The organism is Empedobacter stercoris (genome assembly GCF_020281205.1).
Classification (GTDB): Bacteria; Bacteroidota; Bacteroidia; order Flavobacteriales; family Weeksellaceae; genus Empedobacter; species Empedobacter stercoris.
Window position 1 is genome coordinate 1 of record NZ_JACXZC010000008.1, and the last position, 22690, is coordinate 22690.

The window sequence follows — 22690 nt, forward strand, 5'->3', positions numbered from 1 at the left end:
TAAATGCTACATCATATTTTACTTTTCTTGTCATAAAAAATGCCCCCAAAAGTGTCTAACTTTTTGGGGGCAGTGTATAGTAGTGATGTTTTTTTGTTAATTTAAAAAGTCTATGATAATTAAAATGGTCACAATACTAACTGCAACTACAATTAAAATATCCAAATAATTTATTTTTTTCGAACCAAATTTTGTTGTTCTTTTTCGTTTTTTTGTCAGCACTATTCTCTTCATTTTACAATAAATAAGTCGTGAAATCAATTCACGACTTATTGGTCAAAAATACATTAAGTAGTTAGTTAGTTGTTAATCCGTTTTATTGATATTTATAGCAACTTCCAGTTTTTTTAGCCGATTTACCTGCCATTTTATCAGATAATAAAAGAATAAATGGGCATCTCACCTCCGCAGCTTGTTGTTTTAAAACTTTCTCAGCACGCTCATCTTTTCCATTTCCAGATCTAAAGTTTACCCAACCTGTTTTTGATTTCAAATCATCCCCTTTTTTTAATCCAGCAACTAAAGATTTATCTTCTAAAATAATAACTTTCGGCCAATCTTTGTCATCGGTAATTTCTATCTTTTCTGAAACATCTTCGATACGAGTGCTTTTTCCGTAGAAAACCTTGTTTACAGAATATTTACTTAATGATTGTATTGCATCTTCTCCATCATAAGTAAATTCTACAGTAAATTCTCCTACACGCTTTATTTGACCTTCTATAATTTCTCCTGAATGTTTATAAATTTTATCAACTTGTCCAAAAGCCACAGAAGACATAAAACCTAATCCTAAAATAAAAATGTTTTTCATAGTTAATTTTTTAATTTGTATATAATGTATTTATTTAGTTTACAATTAAAACACTTGCAGTGTCATCGATAGATATAGTAGTATTTAAAGTACTTGATTCTAAAAGACCATGATTCTCTTTTAGATTTGTTGTTGGTTTTTTCATTAAATCAATCAAATGACTTATAGACTCTTGATAGATTTTCTTTTTTGTAGAATTTTTAACTAAAGAAATATAAACTGTTTTATAGTTTTTCTTTGTTGGAGTTGTTTGTTCTATTTCTTGTGCGATATTTTGAAAAAAATTAGTTCTATTTTCAGAATTCACAACAACAATTCGTTTAATGTTCTTACCTTCAGTTTCCACCTCCATACTTATAGTATATGGATCTATTGTGATAGAATTGTAGTGTACTTTTTGATTACCAAAATTATCATCTATAGAACTGGATTTTATTTGATAATAATCTTCTAATTCGGTTACTCGATTACCGATAAATTGTTTTAACGTTTTGTAATCTAAATTTTGAGCAAAAATCACATTAGACAACATGACTAATAAAAGAGTTAAAATATTTTTCATATTTCTATTTAATTATCTAATTTATTACGACTTACATTTGTTATAAATCTTCACAAATTTTAAAAATCATAAAATAAATTCCTACTTTTGCAAGCATAGTTAATGGGTAGTTTATATTAAACTACCTACGGGTAGTCTATGTAAAACGCATATAATCAACTAAATGATCTAAATCTTGAAAAAATTTCTCTTATTATTATTTTTTTCTTTTTATACTCAAGTAGGGTTTGGAAACACAATTAATTCCGAAATTCTAAAGAAAGAGATTAGTAATTTCAACCAAATTGGTGCTTATAATAAATCTATTTTCAAATTAGATAGTCTTATCTACTCTGAGAGAGTTAGTAATTATGATTTATACAATTTGTATTTATTAAAATATATTACCTATAAAACTTTATTGAATTATCCAGAAGCTGAAGAAAATCTAAATATTGCTGAAAAATATGGATTAAAGGATCCTAACCGTAAAAAAGAAGTTGAAACAAAAATTTTAATTGAGCGAATTTTCATTCAGTTTGATTACCTTAAATATGATAATGTAAATGAATTGCTTAAAAAAGTAGAAAAGAATAATCTTCATTTTTTAGATCCAGAAACGTATGCTTTTTATATTTCTGTTTTAGGCACAATCAATATCCTTAATAAGGATTATCAACAAGCTGAAAAAGAATATAATGAAGCTGTAGATGTATTAAAAAAAGAATCACCCAAACATTTACCAAATATATATCGAAAACTATTGCATCTTTACACCGAAACCAATGAAGATCAAAAAGCGATAAAGGCTTTTGAAAACGGACTGTACTATGCTAAAAAATTCAATACAAAATTATATATTCTGAATATGTACGAATCTCTTACTTGGCATTATGCACAAAATGAAGATTGGGAAAAAGCTTACAAAACGCGATTAATTGTAAATGATCTTGCAACCGATTACGACGCAATAAATCAAAGTGGAAAATTACAAAGTTTAGAGAAAGAAATTATCAATAAACGAAATAATTTAGAGGTTCGAAATCAAAAAAATATCAAATTTTTTTTAGGTATAATTTCTACCATTTTAGCTATTTTACTTTTAGTTCTTTTCAAATACAATAAAATTAATAAAGAAAAAAGAATATTAGTTGAAAATGAGAACGAAAGAATGCGCAAAGAACTCTCAGATTTAATTGATAATAAATCAAAAAACGAGAAAATATTCACTTTTTCGGACTACAATCTGTCTGAAAGACAGTTAGAAATCATTGATTTTGTAAGAAAAGGATTAACCAACAAAGAGATTGCTACTCAATTATATATTTCTGAAAATACAGTTAAGTACCATTTAAAAGTAATTTACACAACATTAGGTATTGATAGTCGAAATTCTTTATAAAAAATGCCCAAAAAGTTAGATACTTTATGGGCATTGTATAAATAAAAATAGGATTTTAATTATTGAATAATATTAACTTCTCTGACTAATGTGACACCGTACTTAGACTTCACATCTTCAATAATTTGTTCAGACAAATCATATATTTCACGTCCTGTAGCATTACCATAATTCACCAAAACCAATGCTTGTTTATCGTGAACACCAGCATCACCAAAACGCTTTCCTTTCCAACCAGCATGTTCAATTAACCAACCTGCAGCTAATTTTACACCCGAATCAGTTTTATAATGAGAAATTTCGGGATGACGTTTTTCAATCTCCACAAATTCTTCGTTCGTAATAACAGGATTTTTAAAGAAACTTCCCGAGTTTCCTATTTGCGAAGGATCTGGTAATTTACTTTGACGTATTTTGATCACGGCTGCACTAATTTCTTGAATTGAAGGCTCAAAAATTTGCTCCTTTTCCAATTCAGATTTTATTGCCCCATAATCGATATGCAATTGATGATTTCTCTTTGATAACTTAAATGTAACTGCTACCAAAACATATTGACCTCTTAATTCATTCTTGAAAATAGATTCACGGTAACCAAACTGACACTCTTCATTTGTAAAAGTACGCTCGTCACCTGTTTCTAATTCTAATGTTTGAACTTCTTCAATATAATCTTTTACTTCAACGCCATAGGCTCCAATGTTTTGCATCGGTGCTGTTCCAACATTTCCTGGAATTAAAGAAAGATTTTCTAATCCTCCGAAATCATTTTCCAACGTCCATTGAACAAAATTGTGCCAATTTTCGCTTCCTTGCGCTTTTATGTACACAAAATCATCCTCTTCATTGATAATTTCGATTCCTTTCAAATTTAATTTTAACACAATTCCTGGAAAATCGTCTACAAAAAGCATATTACTTCCTCCTCCAATAAATAAAATGGGAAGATTTTTTTGACGACGAAAAACCAATACTTTTCGTAAATCTTGAATAGTTGCGACATCTGCAAAATATTTTGCTTTTGCTTCTATTCCGAATGTGTTATATAATTTTAATGAATAATTTTCGATGATTTCCATCTTCGTATATTTCTTATGATCTAATTGTTCCTGGATATTGTTCTAAAGCTTCTTTTAGTAATTCTACAGAACGTACTAAATCTTCTTCTTTTAGCACATATGCCAAACGAACTTCTTGTATTCCTGAATTTGGAGTTGAGTAAAATCCCGCTCCTGGTGCCAACATGACAGTTTCCCCATTTGACGAAAATGACTCTAACAACCAAATTGCAAATTTTTCCGCATTATCAACTGGTAATTGAATCATACAATAGAAAGCACCTTTTGGATTTGGACAAACCACCCCTGGAATCTGTTTTAAACCTTCTATTAATGTATTGCGACGTTTTAAATATTCTGTACGACAATCTTCGAAATAAGATCCTACATTTTTATGCGCTAATGTTGCAATGTATTGAGAAATCTCAACTGGACTCAAACGCGCTTGTGCATACAACATAGCTGCTTTTAAGAACTTTTCGTTTCGTGTAATTAACGCTCCAGAACGAGCACCACATAAAGAAAAACGTTTCGATTCAGAATCAATTACAATTGCATTATCTTTTAATTCTGGAAAACTTAAAATAGATGTAAATTCTTCTTCTGTATATAAATATTCAGCATACACTTCATCTGCAATTAAATAAATATCATGTTCTAAAACTAAATCTTTCAATTGATTTAATTCTTCTTTCGAATAAACATAACCAGTTGGATTTCCAGGATTACAAATTAAAACTGCACGCGTTTTATCTGTAATCTTTTTTGCAAACTCTTCGACAGAAGGTAAAGCAAAATTATTCTCAATTGTTGAAGGTACAGGAACAATATTTACATCATTTTCACACGTAAATCCATTGTAATTTGCGTAAAAAGGTTCTGGAATAATGATTTCATCACCCGGATTTGCGATAATCCCAAAAATAAACAATAAAGCTTCTGAACCTCCTAACGTAGCAATAAAATTCTCTGGAGTTAATTCAATTCCACGATTAGTGAAATAGTCTGCCAACGCTTGACGATATTCTAACGTTCCTTCTGAATGCGTGTAAGAAATAATGTTAGATGGAAATTTTTTCAATCCTTCTAAAACAGCTTTTGGCGATTCTATATCAGGTTGACCAATGTTCAGATGATATACTTTTGTACCTCTCTTTTTAGCTGCATCTGCGTATGGAACCAACTTTCTAATAGGAGAAGCTGGCATATTTTGTGATTTTTCAGATAATATTAACATTTATTGTAATTTTTTTAAATTTAAATTTAATTCTTTGGTATTGTTTTTGTAATTTTAATGTGTAAATATAAAAAACGTTTAATCTCAAAAAAAACTTTATTATGAGTAAATTAAATAATGCAACTAAATTATTAGCAGGTTTAGCAATTGGAACAGCAATCGGAGCAGTAGTAGGTTTATTGTACGCGCCAGAATCAGGGAAAGACACGCGCAAAAAATTAAAAAAAGAAGCTGACAAATACAAAAAAGAGTTAGATAAATACGCAAATGATTTTTCTGATAAAGCAAAGCAAACAAAAAAAGAATTAGAAGCTAAATTAGAAGAAATTAAATCTAAATTAGCAGATCAAAAAGACGAATTTGTTGCGAAAGCCAAAGAAGCTGGAAAAGATTTGAAAACTAAAACAAATCAAGCTAAAGAAGATTTAAAAGACGAATTTCAAGAAAACGTAGGAGTTTAATTCAGTTTAGTCAATAATCCTTAAAAATTATAATTAAATTTGTCTAAACTAAAACAATTTTTATGTTTAATGATCTAAAAACCTATATCAATAATAGAATCACGTTAACTAAATATGACTTGATAGATTCTGTCAGTAACATGTTAGCAAGCGGGATTTACGTACTGATTATTGCCGTTTTTGCGCTGTTCTTATTGTTGTTAGGTAGTTTAGCATTAGGATTTATTTTAGGCAGTTATTTTGATGATACAGGATTAGGTTTCTTAACTGTTACTGGAATTTATTTTGTAGTAATGGTACTATGCCTTTTGTTTAGAAAGAAATTAAAATTATTCTTAACAAACATTGCGATTGAGAATGCTATGGAAGCTATGTCTAACCAAGATGATGACGACGAAGATGACAAATAAAGAAAAACCAGTAATTAAAAATTTAGAAGATTTACGACTTGCTAAAAGAAAGCTTCGTATTGAAATGAAGGCTTCTGAAAACAAGCACGATAATTCTATTGTGAATAAGGCTGTGGGTCTTATATCGAATATAAAAACTGATACTCATTTTACGTCTTCTAAAGTTGAAAACGCATTAAATTGGGTTGGAGATAAAGCATCAAATAAATACCCAATGAAAGGGATTACAAAAATTGTCATTTCGGGATTAATTATGATAGCTGTACCTATAATTACAACTAAAATTCAGGAATATTTAGACGAAAAACTCTAATAAAATATTTTAAATATAAATAGCCTTACAAATTGTAAGGCTATTTTTTTTATGCGATAAATTTAAGCTCTATTAATATTTCTCATGGAAATACTCGTTTAGAATTTTAATTTTATCTTGTTTATCCTTCGCTTCTTGGTTTCGTAATTCTACGCGACGTATTTTACCTGAAATTGTTTTGGGTAATGATTCAACAAATTGGACAATTCGAGGAATTTTGTAACGTGCTAAATGTTCTTCCGTATACCTGAAAATATCTTTCGCTAATTCTTCCGAAGCTTCATACCCTGGGGCTAAAATAACAAACGCTTTCACTGCATTACTTCGCAATTCGTGTGGACTTGCTACAACAGCAGCTTCCATAATCGCATCATGTTCTAATAACGCACTTTCTACTTCAAATGGTCCAACTCTAAAATCTGATGCTTTTATCACATCGTCATCACGCCCAACAAACCATACATAGCCATCTTCGTCTTTGTACGCTTTATCTCCTGTATAATATAATCCATGCTTAAAAACTTTTGACATCTTATCTTTCTGAATAAGATATGTCTTAAAAATTCCATTAATGCTTTCTTCGTTGTACACAACACAGATATTTCCTTCTTCACAATCTTGTACTATATTTCCATTGTCATCTGCAATTACAATTTCATATAAAAAAGCAGGTTTACCCATCGAACCATATTTTATATTTTCGTTAGGTAAGTTGGCAATCATAGCTGTAGATTCCGATTGTCCATATCCATCTCGAATTGTTATGCCTGTGCCTTCTTTCCAAACATCTATAATCTCTGGATTAAGCGGTTCGCCTGCCGCAACACATTGACGAAGTTTGAAATGATAATTTTTTAAATCTTCTAAAATTAATACACGCAAAGCAGTTGGTGGTGCGCAAAATGTTGTCACACCTAAATCCTGAATTGTTTGTAATTGTTCCTTTGGAACAAATTTATCTGCATGATATCCTAAAATTGTAGCCCCCATATTCCAAGGAGCAAAGAAACTACTCCAAAAGAATTTAGCCCATCCAGGTTGTGATATATTGTAATGTAAATCACCTTGTTTCATTCCAACCCAAGAAGAGGTTGTAAAGCCTCCAAGCGGATAAGTGTAATGTGTGTGCACCACCACTTTTGGCATTCCAGTTGTACCAGAAGTAAAGAAATAAAACAAATCATCGTCTGCTTTAGTATCGGCAGCTTCGGCTTCAGGTGATTCATTCCATAAATCGTTGATATTTATCCATCCTTCTCTTTCTCCCTCCGTGATTAATTTAACTTTGATTTTCTGCTCAAATTTTGCTTCTGCTTCATCTATTTTATTAGCATTCGCTTGATCAGCCAATGCCACTTCTGGAAATGATGATTCAAAACGGAAAGTTAAATCACGTGCTTCTAACGTTGTAGCCGCTGGAATAATAACCAATCCACCTTTGATTGATGCCAGATAGCCAATCCAAGTAATTGGTAATAAAGGAACTTGAGAAAACATTTTGTCCCCTTCTACAATACCTTTGTTACGTAAATAATTTAAAAATTGATTGTACTTAATAGATAAATCTTGAAACGTATAATCTTCTCGTTGATTATTGTACTTCCAAATCAATCCTTTTTGCTCACCTAATTGAGTAACATTATACGTTTCGAAAATGTCTCGAACCCAATTAAATTTTTCTGGTTTAAAAATTTTAATTTCTTTTAACTGCGCATAATTCTCTTGTTCGATAGAAGCTCGAATAGAATTAAACAATTCTTGTACTGTCATTTATTTGTGGTTTTGAATAAATATAGAAAAATTATCAATTCAAATACAAATTTTAAGCACAAAAAAAGGATGATTTAAAAAAAATCATCCTTTTTAGTTGTTATTTTTTGAGAAATATTAATCTCTACCTCTTCTTGAACTTCCCGTTCTGTTGCGGTCTCCACCGCGGTAACCACCACGATCTCCTCCTTTACTGTCACGGCTATCACGATCACGGTCTCCTCCTCGGTAACCTCCTCTATCGCGATTTCCTCCACGGAAACCACCACGGTCTCCACCGCTTCTTTCACGATCAGAGTCACGACGACTGTTAAAACCACGTCCACGAGAATCTCCTCCGCCATTACGACGACGATCTCCGCCTCCACGACGCTCACCGTCACCACGTCTTGGTTCTGGTTTAGAGATTTGAACATCTAAATCAACTCCATCACGTTGTGCATCTTTGAAAGATTCTAAAACTAATGATTCGAATTGTGTATCTACTTCGAAGAAAGAGAAATTACGTAAAATTTCAATTTTTCCAATTTCGATGTTACGGTTACGTGTTTGTTCGTTGATTAATCCAATTAAGTTTGGAACACGTAAGTTGTGTTTTTGTCCAATGTTAATGAAGAATCTTGAGAAATCACGACCTCCACGACGATTAGAAGAACGATCACTTCTATCACCACGATCACCTTCTGGAGTGATGTCTTTCGTATTTTTGTAATATTCTAAGAACGAATTAAATTCTACTGTTAAGAAACGTTTCAATAAAGTATCACGATCAATATCAGCTAATTTTTCGTTTACAGTTTCCATGTAAGGCTCGATTAACTCTTCATCAACTTCGATATTTTCGATTTTGTCAATTAAAGAAATTAAACGTTTTTCACAAATTTCTGCACCAGTTGGAACGTTTTTAGGCTCGATTTTAGAAGCAATTAATTTTTCTAAATCTCTAATTTTACGTGCTTCACGTCCACCTGAAATAATAATAGATATTCCTTTGTTTCCTGCACGACCTGTACGACCTGAACGGTGAACATAAACTTCTGGATCATCTGGTAAGTTGAAGTTGATAACATGTGTCAACTCATTAACATCAATTCCACGAGCTGCAACGTCTGTTGCTACAAGAATTTGAATGTTTTGGTTACGGAATTTTTCCATCACGTGATCACGTTGTGATTGTGATAAATCTCCGTGTAATGCATCTGCATTATAACCATCTTGCATCAATTTATCTGCTACATCTTTCGCTTCGCGACGTGTTCTACAGAAAACGATACCATAAATATTTGGGTAATAATCGGCCAAACGTTTTAAAGCTAAGTAACGATCTGATGAACGTACTAAATAAACGTGGTGCTCGATATTTTTTGAGGTAGTATTTACTTTACTAACAGCAATCTCAACTGGATTGTGCATATATTCTGAAGCGATACGACGAACCTCTGAAGGCATTGTAGCTGAGAACAATAAAGTTTGTTTTTCTTCTGGAGTAGTTTCTAAAATTGAATCGATTTCGTCACGGAATCCCATGTTCAACATCTCATCAGCTTCATCTAAAACTGTCCACGTAATGTCATTAATTTTTAATGCACCACGTTTAATTAAATCCATTGTACGACCTGGTGTTCCTACAACGATTTGTGGATTATCTTTTAATCCTCTAATTTGTTTAACGATATCAGCTCCACCGTAAACTGCTTGTACACGTACTCCTCGTGTATCAGCTGCAAAAGTTTCGATTTCTTTTGCTATTTGTAAACATAACTCACGAGTTGGACATAAAATAATTGCCTGAACTGATTTTGAACTATTGTCTAATTGATTTAAAATCGGAAGCCCGAATGCTGCAGTTTTTCCTGTACCTGTTTGCGCCAATGCAATAACATCTTGGTCTGATGAAAGGATTTGAGGAATAGCTTTTTCTTGAATTGGAGAAGGGTTAACGAAGCCCATTTTCTCAATTGCAGTTAGGAGTTCTTCTTGAAGTCCTAATTCTTTGAATGTAATCATGTTAGATACGATACCGTGATATTGAAATTCATTTATATTTCATATCCGGTTTTTATTTTTAAATTATTATAACCAACAGATATGAAAGAATAAAATTAAATGGCTGAGCAGCCTAAAAAATCCCTAAATGAATATTCTTTAACATCCGTACCTTAATTCTAAAAGGCTGTGCAAATGTAAGGATTTTTTTTGAAACACACAACACACTTTCACAATCCTTACAAATTACACACTATTCTTTATTTAATTGAATATAAATACTTTATTAACAATCTGCAATATTCACAGCAACTGCTAAGCCTCCTTCAGAAGTTTCTTTGTATTTATTATTCATATCTTTTGCAGTTTCCCACATTGTATTTACAACCTTGTCTAAAGGTACTTTTGCATTTAAAGGATCTGTATCCAATGCCAATTCAGCAGCATTTATCGCTTTAATTGCTCCCATTGTATTGCGTTCAATACAAGGTATTTGTACCAACCCTCCTATTGGATCGCAAGTTAAACCCAAGTGATGTTCCATCGCAATTTCAGCTGCAATAGTTACTTGTGCAGGACTTCCTCCCATTAATTCGCACAAAGCACCTGCTGCCATTGCAGATGACACTCCAATTTCAGCTTGACAACCTCCCATCGCGGCAGAAATGGTAGCACCCTTCTTAAAAATAGATCCAATAACACCTGCTGTTGTTAAAAATTGTTCAATTTCTTTTTGTCCCGCTTTGTGGTTTTCGATCACCAAATAATACATCAATACAGCAGGAATTACTCCTGCACTTCCATTTGTTGGTGCTGTTACCACTCTACCTAACGAGGCATTAACCTCATTCACTGCAAGTGCGAAACAACTTACCCATTTCAGAATTTGGCGAAAATATACTTTGGTTTTCCGAATAGATATAATCCATTCTTGTGGATTAGAATAAGGAGTTGTTCCAATCAGATTATTGTGCATGTCATACGCACGACGTTTTACATTCAATCCGCCTGGCAATGTACCTTCTGTGTGACATCCTATATACATACATTCTAACATTGTATTCCAAACACGCATTAATTCGTGATGAATTTCATCTTCTGTTCGAAGTGTTTTCTCATTTTCGAACATGATTTGTGAAATTGGTTTATTTTCTTTATCACAAAATGCTAAAAGCTCTGTTGATGTATTAAATAAAAATGGAAATGCACATGTTACATCTGCATTAATTGATTCTTCGTTTTCTTTTGTTATAAATCCACCTCCTATCGAATAGAATGTAGAGGTAAATTCTTCATTCTCATAAAAGGCAGTAAACATCATTCCATTTGCATGAAAATCTAAAAACTCTCTATTAAAAACAATATCTGTTTTGGGATCAAAATCAATTAAAAATCGGTTTCCAAAATTTAATTGTTTTTCACTGTTAATTGTATTGATTATTGTTGAAATATCATCAATAGGAATGTATTCAGGATCTGCGCCACTCAATCCTAACATAACCGCAAAATCTGTTGCATGTCCTTTTCCTGTTAAGGATAAAGAACCGTACAAATCTACGCGAATACGGGTAATTTTATTGAAAATTGAAGCCTCATCTAACTCTTTTAGAAAAGCCTCTGCTGCTCGCCAAGGGCCTAAAGTATGAGAACTTGAAGGACCTACGCCAATTTTGAGCATATCAAATACTGAAATACAATCCATTTTGTACTTTTAATTTATATTTTTTCCACACAAGACAAATATAACCGTTAAATTCACATATTCGTTTTATTTCAGTATATTTTTAATCAACTTAATCAGTTATAGATTTTAAAATATTCATATTGAATGATATTAAATCAATTAATTTTCAATCAAAAAAAATAGGTTACAATTTTTTGTAACCTATTTTTTCTATTTTATCAAATTTTTATTATTTGAATTTATACCAATAAGGATAAATAATTGCTAAACCATAACCTATAAACACAAATAAAGCGAACATTGTAAATAGTGTTCCATCTGCCATAAATTCTGGTTGTATTGCTGCAGATATAAATAATGAACCTGCGACCATATATACACCTATTCGTTTGTATTTATTTACCAAGAAAATACCTGCAAGACCAATTAAACCAAAAATAATAGTTGAAATTGGATACCAACTTGGCATTTCTGGTGCATCTTGATTCAGTAAATCGCGCATTAAATAATCATTTGTCACTAACAATTGGTAACCTCGATATAGAATACTTAATAAAAGAAAAACCATTATAAAGATCATTGATTTGAATAAGAATGATTTTTTCTCTCCTTTGTGTTTTAAGTCATTTGATTTTGTATTATCAGACATTAAAACATTAGCATCAAAAAGATCTTCTCTTTCTTTATTGGTTTCATTTTTTTTATCTGTCATAGCTTTGTTTTAAAATAAGAAATCATATCCTTTCAAGCTCAATTTTTCGTATTTTTCTTCGTCAAAACGGTATAATTTCGACACTTTACGATGAAGTTTCGGGTCGGTTGTATTGCCTGTTTCGATAATTAAATTTGAGTTAAAGATTTTCTTTCTAAAGTTACGTTTATCAAGTTCTCTATTCAAAGCTTTTTCATATAAACTTTGTAATTGTGCAATTGTAAATTCATCTCCTAAAAGGTTAAAACCAACTGGGCGACGTTTTACGCGGCGTTTTACACGTTCTTTTGCGTATTTTACAATCTCATTATGATCGAAAGCTAAATCTGGTATGCGGTCATATAGATACCACTCACCTCCTTGCATTTTTACTTTCTCCTCTATTTGAGGTGTTAGTTTTACAAGTGCGTAATAAGCAACATTTACAACACGTCCTAATGGATTACGAAAAACTTTTGTAAAAGCTTTCAGTTGTTCGATATAGGTTTGATGCTCATCGTAAGCAATTTTCTCGATTAATAATTCGTGAATTGCCTGATCGTTACTTACCGTTGGTGCAATATATTTTCCTGGTAAAACCAATGCTCCTTTGAAAGGATCGTTAAGTTTTTTATATATTAATATTTTTAGATCTTCTCCATCAAACCCGAAAAGCACGAGACTTGAACAGAGAGCGACCTGAAAATATTTTTCTTTTTCTTCGTCTGTCATTTTGTGGGATGATTTAAAAAATTGAATTTTTCTTAGTGAAAGATTGAATGCATTAATCTATTTTTATCATTAAAAGATTCTTCTAACGAAATCATAGATTCTGTTCTCAAAACGTCATCAATTTGATCAATTTTGTAGATAACATCTTTTGCATCTGCTGTATCTCTTGCACGAATTTTACAGAAAATATTATATTTCCCAGAAACTACGTGAACAACTGTTACGTTTGGAATTTTGTATAATTCATCGATTACTTTTTGAGTTTTGTTTGTTTTCGTAAGCAATAAACCTACATATGCAACAAACTGATAACCCATTTTATCATAATCTGTAATTAGTGTAGTTCCTTTGATGATTCCCGCTTCCTCTAATTTCTTGACACGTACATGAATAGTACCAGCAGAAACATTCATTTTTTTTGCTATTTCTGTAAATGGCATTCTTGTATTGTCAATTAAATACATCAAAATCTTCTTATCAACATCATCAATTATGTAATTCATTTTCCTAATTTTTGATTATTATTATTATTTTAATAAAAAATCGAATTAATTTTTAGCAAAATTATAAATAAAACAAACAAACATCAAAATATTTTTTAATGATTTATTTAATATTTTACTTTTGCTGTAATAATAGTTCAAAAAAGAAAGAACTAATCACTTTTGTTTGTTTGCGCGAGTTTATTGTCTAACCACAATAAACTCATTTTTTTTTATTTAATTCTGACTAAACCGCGACGCTTTTGTTGTGTCTTTGGCTGAGAAAATTTTTGATAAGTAACGTTGACTGTATCTTTACGAGCTTGATATGCAGAATCTATTTTATTTTCTTCTTTTTTAAATTGTTTTGGAAGTATAATCGAATCAAATTTTTCTTGTTTATATTCAGTATTTTTATTGTTAGGTTCTTTCTTTCTTTCATCTATTCCTAAAAATCCTCTGAAGGTATCAAAACTTTTATTGTATTGAATTCCGACACCAAAACTTTGATTCAAGCTATTTTCCATACCAGGTAATAGTCCAAAAGTCGTTGGTTTTGTAAATGCTTTTAAAACCAATGAACCATTGTTTAATTTTGAAATATCATAAGAAATATCAAAATTACCATCAAAATTCTCTTGCACATTGCGGTTATTTGTTACGGCAATTCCATAAGATCCTCTTAAACTTAAACGATTATTGATACGATAAGAAACAGATGTTCTAATTTTATCATTTGTATCAGACTGTGCACTACCACCAACATATTCCATTTGAATATCTACATTATTTGCAATAGATGACAACATACCTGCAATTGTCGATAAGCCAATATCAGCAGCTGTACTTGTAACTCCTGATTGCACAGCAGAAGCGTCTCCAAATTTACCTGTCAATAAGATATAACTAAATTGGAGCATCTGCTCTTCTGTGTTAGAACGGAATTTTGATTGTAACTGTGAATTAATATCTGATCCAGCATTCGGAATTGATAAACCAAAATCAATGATTGGTTTTTTAAGCGTTTCGGAAATATCAATGGAAAGAATTGCATCGTAAATTTGAGAATATCCAACACCTAAATAATCGCCTACATTAGAAACTGAACGTTGATATTCTGCTGTAATATTTAATGTTGCATCCAGTGGATTGCCCGCAAATTGAACAGATGAACCTTTCTTTATTTTAAAATCTTTTGGAATCAGAGGAAATTGTCTAAACTCATATGTTCCACTTTCTATATTGTAAACCCCTGTAATATTAAGCCCTGCTTTGTTCATCAAGAAACGTAGATTTTCTGCAGTACCGCGAGCTGTTGCTTTATCATTTGTCGCAGCATCAAAAATTAAATTCACCATAGCATTTGGATAAGCATTGATGTTAACATCTATCGACATTCCTTTTGGTGCATGTGGCTCATTGTTTTTTGCTATCTCGTCTAAATGCTGATTAGGAACAAAACGAACCAAATTATTTTCAGATTCAATTGTTGTACTACCAGTGTTTATCGTTAATTCTGAGTTTCCAACTACTGTTGCGTCTCCCGCTATCTCCAGTTCTTCTACAGCACCAAACATCGTTACATTTCCTTTAGCAAATACTTTACCATAAAATAACTCATTGTCCTTTATCGTTGTATTCATCACCAATAAATTGTCTGTATCAAAATCTAAGTTGAGACCCCATTTACTCAAATTTCTAAACAGAATTGCTCCGTCCACTTTTCCTTTAGTATTAAAAGAAGTGTCCTTAAATGCAATATCATTTAACATAATAATCCCTTGTCCTTTACCTTGTTTGGTAACAAATAATTCGTTTTCTCCTTCAAATAAATAATCCGTTCCCAAGAAATTAACTTTCAGCCCAAGATCTTTCGCGACCATATTTCCATTTAGATTTGGTAAATCAACTGGTCCTGTCATTTTTAAATCTCCTGATAAAGTACCACGCATATTAGAGAAAACTGATTTCAAAAATCCTTCTAAGAAATCAATGTGAAATTCATCAAAATTGGCATCTACATCCAACTCTGGACCTGTAGGTTTATTGATAATGTTACCATAAGCAACCAATGATTGAATCTGCTCTTTTTGTAAACTTGTTTCGAAATTAAATTGCTTATCTTCTACATTATAACCTCCTTGTAAAGTCAAATTTCCGAGTTCAAAATCATTTAACCCTAAATGATCAATTTTAGCTTCGAGCGTTGGTTCTAACTTTTCCTTTGTTCGGACTATATTGACATTTCCATTTGCAATTCCGACAATTTTAAGGTTGTTTAAAACTGTTTTAGGAATAATTTTTTCGAGGTATAAATCTTTAAAATCTGCATTGAAATTATAATCAATATTATTGTTAAACAAACCGCTAACATTCAGACTTTGTTCTTCTGACTCTAACGATAAATCTTCAACTTTCAACGAATTATTGATCCGATTAAAAATTACACGATTTGAATTTGCATCATTTAAATGATTAATCGTCCATTGAGTCGAATCGATTTGAACAGTCGAAGGCGAAAATCCAAAAATCAAATCATTCTTATTTTGTACTGTATGAAAAAGATTTAAATTAAATACTACTGGATTTTTTCGTCCAATATTAAAATCTGTTTTCACAATCATTGTATCATTTTTCGGAATCGAGCTTACATTGATTTCATTCAGCGTAACACCACTCACTTTCATACTATCAATTTTAGCGTTCAGTGTAGGCAATTCGGCTATTGTATTCAAATTTACATTCGATTGAAACAATTGAATTCCTGCATATTTTATTCCAGGTGTTTCCAAAGTTGCTTCTAATTGATTCTTCGTTCCGTCTATAAAACCTTTTACATGCGTGTCTGGCTCAATAGAAATCGAAGGGTCTATATAATTTAGTAAGTTTTCTTGCACATTGACATCAAACGAAAAAGCTTGATTTGGCGAAACTTTTTTCATGCGAAAAGACGGCACTAAATTAACCAATGAATTATTGACTACATCTGCAATTTCGGTAACATTAAATCGTCCATCAACAGTAGCTTTCATGTAATTTGGAACATCTAATGTCATGATTTTATTTGATCCGCTTATTTCAGAATTTAACATGACATGTGCCAATTCTAACGTATCTTTTTTTGAGCGGAAATACAGATTTTTAACGTCGATATTCCCTCGTAAATCATTAATATTTGTTAACTGAAAATTCCCCGTTACATCACCTCTTACAACCGCTCCTAAATTCTTTGTTAAACCGATAAAATCTAAGTTAACTTGACGGATATTTGATGTAAAATCAAAATCATAAGGTTTTCCACTAAAATTAATTTTTCCGTTCAATTGCGCATTCAGATTAGGGTCTTTGATATCAAATAATCCATTAAATTGATAATTTTTAACCAAACCATCAACCGTAATATTTTGATATCTCTTACCAATTAAATCAATATAACGAAGTGTACCGTCAAGATTTAAATTGATATTGTTAAGATCTGTTCCTTTTCCATCAAATTTAAATTGTCCACTTACATACCCCAAATCTTTTGCATTCGTTAATTGATGAAGATTTAAGTTTTTAGCGTCAATCGTTCCTTTGTATATTAACGATTTTACATCTTTATAATTTCTAATTTGAGCATTAATGTCCGCATCTCCTAAACCAGAAACAGCATATCCATTTGCATTAATTTCATTTGGATTTAATGAAATATCACCGCGGTAATTAATCGCTCCAAAACGTGTTAATAAATCGGGAATGCTCTTCGCTATTGAAGTCGGAAGCAACTTAGTTATCGACTGATATGACGTATTAATCTTGGCATTTCTTGTTGAAAAATTTAATAAAGATCCATTTAATACATCTTGTAATTGTAATCGGGATGCACCGACATAGTTATCTTCACCTTTCAATTCGAAATCCAAAAATGTTAAATTATTCAACGGTCCTTCTACCTTACCGTACAAATCTACAGATGAATTTTTGTCGAATATTTCGGTGAAATAGCGAATCTCCTTAAAGTTAATTTTTGAACCTCTATCAAAGAAAACATCCCAACGTACCTTATTCGAAAAGTCGGACATATCTGAAGGCTCATCGTAGCTCAACAATAGATTTCCGTTTAAAACAGAAGTATCTGTTCGTAGATTCAAATTTCCAATTCGAATTTCTTTATTAGAATAATGAACTTTCCCTGTAAAATTCTGAACGTTATATATCTCTTTATTCTTTGTTGCAACAAAACAGAAATTCTCTAATTCTCCTGTAATATCAGAATCGACCAATCTAAATTTCTTCACCGTCAAATTCAGTTGTTTTGCATCCAACCAAATATTGCCAGAATTTTGATTAACAATTGACACTTTACCCTCTTCTAAAACAAAATCGCCATCAAGTTTAAAAATCTTTTTCGGGTCTTTAGGTTTATCCGAGCTAAAACCATTGACAAATTTTATAAAGTTAGAAACCGAATCGCCTTTGTATGTGATCACATTTATTTCGGGTTGAATCAATTTCACTTGACTTAAATCGATATGGTCTTTTTTTATACCTGGCAAAAGCGACCAAAGATCAATTGTGGTTTCCAACGTTTTAGACTTCATAAAATCATACTTATGATCATCTTTAATCTTAACACCATGGAAATATATCCGCCCAAAAAAATCAATATCAACCGAGTCAACATACATTTGCGTATTCAACGATTTATTTAATTTTTCTAAAGCGAAATGTGCTAATTTTGTCTGTACCGCAGGAATTTGTATGACGATTGCTACTGTCAAAACCAAGGTTAAAACAAGTATAATCAACGACAATAAAAATCTTCCTATTCGTCTGACTATTTTCAATGGTATAATTTTACGATATTTGCAGGGTAAAAATAAGTTATAAATTTTATTCTACAAGGAATTATGAGCGATAAAAACTACATTTTAGCCATAGAGTCTTCTTGTGATGATACAGGCGCAGCAATTATTGACGGAAATAAAATTATTTCTAACGTTGTGGCAAGCCAAAAAATTCACGAAATATATGGTGGCGTAGTACCAGAATTAGCTTCGAGAGCACATCAACAAAATATTGTTCCCGTCGTAGATCAAGCCCTAAAACAGGCAAATATTAACAAAGAAGAACTTAAAGCAATTGCTTATACGCGCGGTCCAGGATTAATGGGTTCGCTTTTGGTTGGCGGAAGTTTTGCAAAATCATTCAGTCAATCTTTGGATATTCCGTTGATTGAAGTCAATCATATGCAAGCGCATATTTTGGCAAATTTTATTGAAGATGCAAACGATGAAAAACCTACTTTTCCTTTTTTATGTTTAACAGTCTCTGGAGGGCATACTCAAATTGTAAAAATTAACAATTATTTTGAGATGGAGATTTTAGGTGAAACGATTGACGATGCCGCTGGTGAAGCTTTTGATAAAGCAGGTAAAATTTTAAATTTACCTTATCCTGCAGGTCCAATTATCGACAAAAAATCTAAGATTGGAGATCCTACAAAATTCAAATTCGCAAAACCAAAAATTGAAGGTTTAAACTTTAGTTTTAGTGGATTTAAAACGTCTATTTTATATTTTATTCAGAAAGAAGTCAAAGCGAATCCAAATTTTATTGAAGAAAATATTGACGATTTGTGTGCCTCAATTCAACGTTCTATCGTGAATATTTTAATGGAAAAAGTTAAAAAAGCATCTGATGAAACTGGAATTAAACAAATTGCAATTGCAGGTGGAGTTTCTGCAAATTCAGAAATTCGTCAACGACTAAAAGATGGAGAAACTGAATTTGGTTGGAAAACTTTTATTCCAAAATTTGCCTACACAACCGACAATGCTGCCATGATTGCAATGGTTGGAAGTTTAAAATTTGATCAAGAAATCTTTACAGAAAATACAGCAAAATCTGTAGCGAAATACCATATTTAATGAAATTATTTTTTGGAGAAATTCATCACGATACAGCAATTCTAAACGAAGAAGAAAGTCATCATTTTGCAAAAGTTTTACGCGGAAATGAAGGCGATTTAGTTCATGTCACAGATGGAAAAGGAAATTTGGCAGAAGTTGAGATTACATCAATTTCTAAAAAAGCAGTTGAAGGAAAAATTGTTGATTTAAAAACAAATTTCGAGCAAAAAAACTATTATTTGCATGTTGCAATAGCACCGACAAAAACAATGGAACGTTTGGAGTTTTTCTTAGAAAAAGCAACTGAAATTGGTATTGACGAAATTACTTTTTTACAAACTTTTCATTCGGAACGAAAAAATATTAAAATCGAACGCATCGAAAAAATTGTACAATCTGGCACAAAACAATCGTTAAAAGCATATTTACCAAAAGTAAATGATTTGATAAAATTCAATGAGTTTATCAAACAAGATTTTGAAAGTTTCACAAAATGTATCGCACATTGTGAATCTGATATCGAACGTACGCCTTTACGAACAGTTTTAGAAAATAATCCGCAGAAAATTTTAATTCTGATTGGTCCTGAAGGAGATTTTTCGAGAGATGAAATTCTAACAGCAGAAGAACATAATTTTACAGGAATTAGTCTTGGACATCAACGTTTTCGAACTGAAACAGCAGCTCTACAAGCCGTTTTTGCAGTTGATTGGGGTTTAGAAAAATAAATCAAAAACAATAATTTATACCAAAACCGATTCATTTTTGAATCGGTTTTTTTGTTTTATTTGTAAATAAATATCTTTGTTAAAATTAAAACTATGAAAAAATTAGCACTTACTTTTGGATTACTTTTCGGAAGTTTGTCGTTTGCACAAACAGTAAATGATGTACCGATTAAAGATATAAATGTTGAGTATATACAAATTATTGGAACTGGACGAGGTTTGAGCACAAAAATGAATATCAGATTAGATTTTGGTCAAGAAACTAAATCTATTTCTTTTAAAAACGGGCTAAAAATTAAAGATGAAAAAGGAAATACCATCAAATTTAATTCGATGATTGATGCATTAAATTTTATGTCTTCAAATGGATATGAATTTCAATTTGCTTACACTTCGAAAGAAAATGATGACGATGCACTTTATTACATCTTGAAAAAACGAAAGTAAGTTAGAGGAAACTATATCAAACAATATTAGCTCGATAAACGAGCTAATATTGTTTGATATTATTAATTCTTTTGATAAGTGAAGAATATTATTTTTCTCTTTCGATAACGTATTTCACCATAGTTTCTAATGAATTTCGGTATTCAGATTCAGGAAATTCGTGCAGAATATCCAACGCTTCTTGACTGTATTTTTTCATCATTTTTTGCGTGTATTCAATTCCGCCGTTATCTTTCACATATTGAATAATTTCACGCACACGTTTCTTATCGTTATTGTAGCGTTTCACTGAATTAATCAACCATTTACGATCTTTTTCGTTCGCATTATTGATAGAATAAATTAAAGGCAATGTCATTTTTTGTTCTTTAATATCAATTCCAACTGGCTTTCCAATTGCATTAGAAGTGGTGTAATCAAACAAATCGTCTTTGATTTGGAAAGCAATTCCAACCAATTCACCAAAACGATGCATTTTTTTCGCAACTTCTTCCGAGCAACCAACAGAACGCGCTCCAGCTTCGCAACAAGCAGCAATAAGCGTGGCAGTTTTCATTCGAATAATTTCGAAATAAACATCTTCTGTAATATCCAATTTTCTCGCCTTTTCGATTTGTAATAACTCACCTTCAGAAATTTCTTGTATCGCTACAGAAACAACTTCAAGTAAATCAAAATCTTTGTTTTTAGTCGAAATAATCAACGTCTTAGACAAAAAATAATCACCAACTAAAACGGCTACTTTATTTTTCCAAATAGCATTTAGAGAAAAAAAACCTCGACGCAAAGTACTGTCATCTACGACATCATCATGAACCAAAGTTGCGGTATGTATAAGCTCGATAAAAGAAGCCGCACGATAGGTACGTTCTTGTACTTCTCCATTTAATTTCGCCGTTAAAAAAACAAACATTGGACGCATTTGCTTTCCTTTTCTGCGAACAATATAATTGGTAATACGGTCAAGAAGCGAAACATTACTCTTCATTGATTCGAAGAATTTCTGTTCAAACAATTTCATTTCCTCCGCGATTGGAGCTTTAATCAAATCTACCGTGTTAGCCAAAATTTAGTTTTTTAATTCGTAAAATTATTGATGCAATGTATAACTTGCTTAGCGTAAAATTCTTTAAATTTAAATTCTTCACCGCTTACACAAATTTTATTAGCTGTTGGTAAAACTGAAATTCCTTCCAATTGTCCCAACTGTGTCGTGAAGCCCAAAGGTAAACTTATTTTTTTAACTTGAAAAGTGAAGAATAATGGATTGTTATCTTTTGGCAAATCGAACCAATTAATAAACGCTAAAGCTTCTTTTGTGTAACCTAATAAATAGATTCCTTTGGTTGGACTTGTTGGGTCAGAATCAATATACGCCGAAGTTACAGCGTAATTTGTTTTGAAAGTTTCTACTTTTATTGCAGCGTGTTTTTGAGAAGTATCAATCGGAACAACATAATGTGTAGTTGCCAAATTTGACCATTCTTTTGTAAAAATATGCAATTGATTTTGGTAGACAAAAAATGCTTCTGCGTCCCAATTCGTCGTCATATTTTTGAACTGAAAAGTTTCTTGTTCAGGATAATAAAATTCAATCTTTTCTGCTTTTAATTCTTGATAAGTTTTAGAGAAATCTATCTTCGATTTTTCGATGAAATAAATGGCTAAATCTCTACGCTTACCCAAATTATTGCCAAAATCAGCAAAATAAATTCGATTATCATCTGAAGAAACTTCTTCCCAATCTACATTGGGAGCGTTTGAGATGAAAATTGTATTGATAATTTCCCCTGTTTTAGCATTAAAACGATACAATTCTGGTTTGGAATCAGAATCATTCAAACCCCAAAAAGAAGCCACATTTTTATCTTCTTTTTCATATTCTAAAGCCGAAATTTCGTTCAAGATAGTCGGTAAGTTAAAACTTTCCATTTTATAATCATCGATTGAAATTGTATCGATATTTTCTACTATTTGAGCGTAGGTGAATTTAGTTAGAATCAAAAATAAAAATATGGCTAAATATTTCATTTGATTATT

The 22690-nt window shown here is 31.4% G+C and carries 20 protein-coding genes; 7 read left to right on the top strand and 13 right to left on the bottom strand.

The features are described from left to right. Positions 1-316: 316 nt before the first annotated feature. Both IF125_RS05450 and IF125_RS05455 read right to left on the bottom strand, forming a co-directional pair. Positions 317-814, bottom strand: a complete 498-nt coding sequence (locus IF125_RS05450; RefSeq protein WP_225532425.1) for a hypothetical protein — start codon at positions 812-814, stop codon at positions 317-319. 34 nt (positions 815-848) lie between these two features. Next, positions 849-1376, bottom strand: a complete 528-nt coding sequence (locus IF125_RS05455; protein ID WP_171622333.1) for a hypothetical protein — start codon at positions 1374-1376, stop codon at positions 849-851. 175 nt (positions 1377-1551) lie between these two features. On the opposite strand from IF125_RS05455, the gene IF125_RS05460 reads away from it, so the two are divergent. Continuing rightward, complete coding sequence (locus tag IF125_RS05460; protein ID WP_225541785.1) at positions 1552-2757, top strand: helix-turn-helix domain-containing protein; 1206 nt, start codon at positions 1552-1554, stop codon at positions 2755-2757. Between the two features lie 59 nt (positions 2758-2816). Here the strand turns inward: IF125_RS05460 and murB are convergent, their stop codons facing one another. Together murB and IF125_RS05470 are read right to left on the bottom strand one after the other, a co-directional pair. After that, positions 2817-3836: a UDP-N-acetylmuramate dehydrogenase gene (gene murB, locus IF125_RS05465; protein ID WP_171622331.1), complete on the bottom strand. Its 1020-nt coding sequence runs from the start codon at positions 3834-3836 to the stop codon at positions 2817-2819. A 13-nt stretch (positions 3837-3849) separates the two neighbouring features. Further along, entirely contained in the window at positions 3850-5052 is a 1203-nt protein-coding gene (locus IF125_RS05470) for a pyridoxal phosphate-dependent aminotransferase (protein ID WP_225541786.1), read from the bottom strand. A gap of 101 nt (positions 5053-5153) precedes the next feature. Between IF125_RS05470 and IF125_RS05475 the strand changes: the two genes are divergently transcribed. From IF125_RS05475 to IF125_RS05485, 3 genes are all read left to right on the top strand, one after another. Beyond that, positions 5154-5513 (top strand): YtxH domain-containing protein, encoded by a 360-nt coding sequence (locus IF125_RS05475; protein WP_171622329.1) that lies wholly within the window; start codon positions 5154-5156, stop codon positions 5511-5513. 62 nt (positions 5514-5575) lie between these two features. Next, positions 5576-5923 carry a phage holin family protein gene (locus tag IF125_RS05480; RefSeq protein ID WP_171622328.1) on the top strand — a complete coding sequence of 116 codons (348 nt, stop codon included), beginning with the start codon at positions 5576-5578 and terminating at the stop codon, positions 5921-5923. Then, positions 5913-6236 (top strand): hypothetical protein, encoded by a 324-nt coding sequence (locus IF125_RS05485; protein WP_171622327.1) that lies wholly within the window; start codon positions 5913-5915, stop codon positions 6234-6236. Before IF125_RS05480 ends, IF125_RS05485 begins: the two co-directional genes overlap by 11 nt. A gap of 72 nt (positions 6237-6308) precedes the next feature. On the opposite strand, the gene IF125_RS05490 is transcribed toward IF125_RS05485, so the two are convergent. From IF125_RS05490 to IF125_RS05520, 7 genes are all read right to left on the bottom strand, one after another. Continuing rightward, positions 6309-8006 carry an AMP-binding protein gene (locus IF125_RS05490; RefSeq protein WP_171622326.1) on the bottom strand — a complete coding sequence of 566 codons (1698 nt, stop codon included), beginning with the start codon at positions 8004-8006 and terminating at the stop codon, positions 6309-6311. A gap of 117 nt (positions 8007-8123) precedes the next feature. Further along, positions 8124-10013, bottom strand: a complete 1890-nt coding sequence (locus IF125_RS05495) for a DEAD/DEAH box helicase (protein WP_225541787.1) — start codon at positions 10011-10013, stop codon at positions 8124-8126. A 265-nt stretch (positions 10014-10278) separates the two neighbouring features. Continuing rightward, the gene (locus IF125_RS05500; protein ID WP_225541788.1) at positions 10279-11694 is read right to left on the bottom strand and encodes an L-serine ammonia-lyase; all 1416 of its coding nucleotides are present in this window, start codon (positions 11692-11694) and stop codon (positions 10279-10281) included. A 211-nt stretch (positions 11695-11905) separates the two neighbouring features. Then, positions 11906-12388 (bottom strand): hypothetical protein, encoded by a 483-nt coding sequence (locus IF125_RS05505; RefSeq protein ID WP_171622323.1) that lies wholly within the window; start codon positions 12386-12388, stop codon positions 11906-11908. Positions 12389-12397: 9 nt separating this feature from the next. Further along, a complete protein-coding gene (locus tag IF125_RS05510; protein WP_171622322.1) occupies positions 12398-13099 on the bottom strand; it encodes an NUDIX hydrolase in 702 nt (233 codons plus the stop codon). Between the two features lie 32 nt (positions 13100-13131). After that, positions 13132-13602 carry an Lrp/AsnC family transcriptional regulator gene (locus tag IF125_RS05515; protein WP_171622321.1) on the bottom strand — a complete coding sequence of 157 codons (471 nt, stop codon included), beginning with the start codon at positions 13600-13602 and terminating at the stop codon, positions 13132-13134. 212 nt (positions 13603-13814) lie between these two features. Beyond that, positions 13815-18410: a translocation/assembly module TamB domain-containing protein gene (locus IF125_RS05520; RefSeq protein WP_225541789.1), complete on the bottom strand. Its 4596-nt coding sequence runs from the start codon at positions 18408-18410 to the stop codon at positions 13815-13817. Between the two features lie 63 nt (positions 18411-18473). On the opposite strand from IF125_RS05520, the gene tsaD reads away from it, so the two are divergent. The 3 genes from tsaD to IF125_RS05535 all read left to right on the top strand — a co-directional run bounded on the left by tsaD (position 18474) and on the right by IF125_RS05535 (position 20650). Continuing rightward, positions 18474-19493, top strand: coding sequence for a tRNA (adenosine(37)-N6)-threonylcarbamoyltransferase complex transferase subunit TsaD (tsaD, locus tag IF125_RS05525; RefSeq protein WP_171622319.1), 1020 nt, complete (start codon positions 18474-18476; stop codon positions 19491-19493). Further along, positions 19493-20203 carry an RsmE family RNA methyltransferase gene (locus IF125_RS05530; RefSeq protein WP_225541790.1) on the top strand — a complete coding sequence of 237 codons (711 nt, stop codon included), beginning with the start codon at positions 19493-19495 and terminating at the stop codon, positions 20201-20203. The genes tsaD and IF125_RS05530 overlap by 1 nt, the downstream gene beginning before the upstream one ends. 93 nt (positions 20204-20296) lie before the next feature. After that, positions 20297-20650, top strand: a complete 354-nt coding sequence (locus IF125_RS05535) for a hypothetical protein (protein ID WP_225541791.1) — start codon at positions 20297-20299, stop codon at positions 20648-20650. 88 nt (positions 20651-20738) lie between these two features. On the opposite strand, the gene IF125_RS05540 is transcribed toward IF125_RS05535, so the two are convergent. Both IF125_RS05540 and IF125_RS05545 read right to left on the bottom strand, forming a co-directional pair. Further along, the gene (locus IF125_RS05540; protein ID WP_171622361.1) at positions 20739-21671 is read right to left on the bottom strand and encodes a polyprenyl synthetase family protein; all 933 of its coding nucleotides are present in this window, start codon (positions 21669-21671) and stop codon (positions 20739-20741) included. A gap of 56 nt (positions 21672-21727) precedes the next feature. Beyond that, positions 21728-22681, bottom strand: a complete 954-nt coding sequence (locus IF125_RS05545; RefSeq protein WP_225541793.1) for a hypothetical protein — start codon at positions 22679-22681, stop codon at positions 21728-21730. Between the last annotated feature and the right edge of the window lie 9 nt (positions 22682-22690).

Bases quoted from the DNA above. Each gene is read 5' to 3' on its own strand.
- IF125_RS05450 (WP_225532425.1), bottom strand. From the start codon at position 814: ATGAAAAACATTTTTATTTTAGGATTAGGTTTTATGTCTTCTGTGGCT.
- IF125_RS05455 (WP_171622333.1), bottom strand. From the start codon at position 1,376: ATGAAAAATATTTTAACTCTTTTATTAGTCATGTTGTCTAATGTGATT.
- murB (WP_171622331.1), bottom strand. From the start codon at position 3,836: ATGGAAATCATCGAAAATTATTCATTAAAATTATATAACACATTCGGA.
- IF125_RS05470 (WP_225541786.1), bottom strand. From the start codon at position 5,052: ATGTTAATATTATCTGAAAAATCACAAAATATGCCAGCTTCTCCTATT.
- IF125_RS05475 (WP_171622329.1), top strand. From the start codon at position 5,154: ATGAGTAAATTAAATAATGCAACTAAATTATTAGCAGGTTTAGCAATT.
- IF125_RS05480 (WP_171622328.1), top strand. From the start codon at position 5,576: ATGTTTAATGATCTAAAAACCTATATCAATAATAGAATCACGTTAACT.
- IF125_RS05485 (WP_171622327.1), top strand. From the start codon at position 5,913: ATGACAAATAAAGAAAAACCAGTAATTAAAAATTTAGAAGATTTACGA.
- IF125_RS05490 (WP_171622326.1), bottom strand. From the start codon at position 8,006: ATGACAGTACAAGAATTGTTTAATTCTATTCGAGCTTCTATCGAACAA.
- IF125_RS05495 (WP_225541787.1), bottom strand. From the start codon at position 10,013: ATGATTACATTCAAAGAATTAGGACTTCAAGAAGAACTCCTAACTGCA.
- IF125_RS05500 (WP_225541788.1), bottom strand. From the start codon at position 11,694: ATGGATTGTATTTCAGTATTTGATATGCTCAAAATTGGCGTAGGTCCT.
- IF125_RS05505 (WP_171622323.1), bottom strand. From the start codon at position 12,388: ATGACAGATAAAAAAAATGAAACCAATAAAGAAAGAGAAGATCTTTTT.
- IF125_RS05510 (WP_171622322.1), bottom strand. From the start codon at position 13,099: ATGACAGACGAAGAAAAAGAAAAATATTTTCAGGTCGCTCTCTGTTCA.
- IF125_RS05515 (WP_171622321.1), bottom strand. From the start codon at position 13,602: ATGAATTACATAATTGATGATGTTGATAAGAAGATTTTGATGTATTTA.
- tsaD (WP_171622319.1), top strand. From the start codon at position 18,474: ATGAGCGATAAAAACTACATTTTAGCCATAGAGTCTTCTTGTGATGAT.
- IF125_RS05530 (WP_225541790.1), top strand. From the start codon at position 19,493: ATGAAATTATTTTTTGGAGAAATTCATCACGATACAGCAATTCTAAAC.
- IF125_RS05535 (WP_225541791.1), top strand. From the start codon at position 20,297: ATGAAAAAATTAGCACTTACTTTTGGATTACTTTTCGGAAGTTTGTCG.
- IF125_RS05540 (WP_171622361.1), bottom strand. From the start codon at position 21,671: ATGAAATTGTTTGAACAGAAATTCTTCGAATCAATGAAGAGTAATGTT.
- IF125_RS05545 (WP_225541793.1), bottom strand. From the start codon at position 22,681: ATGAAATATTTAGCCATATTTTTATTTTTGATTCTAACTAAATTCACC.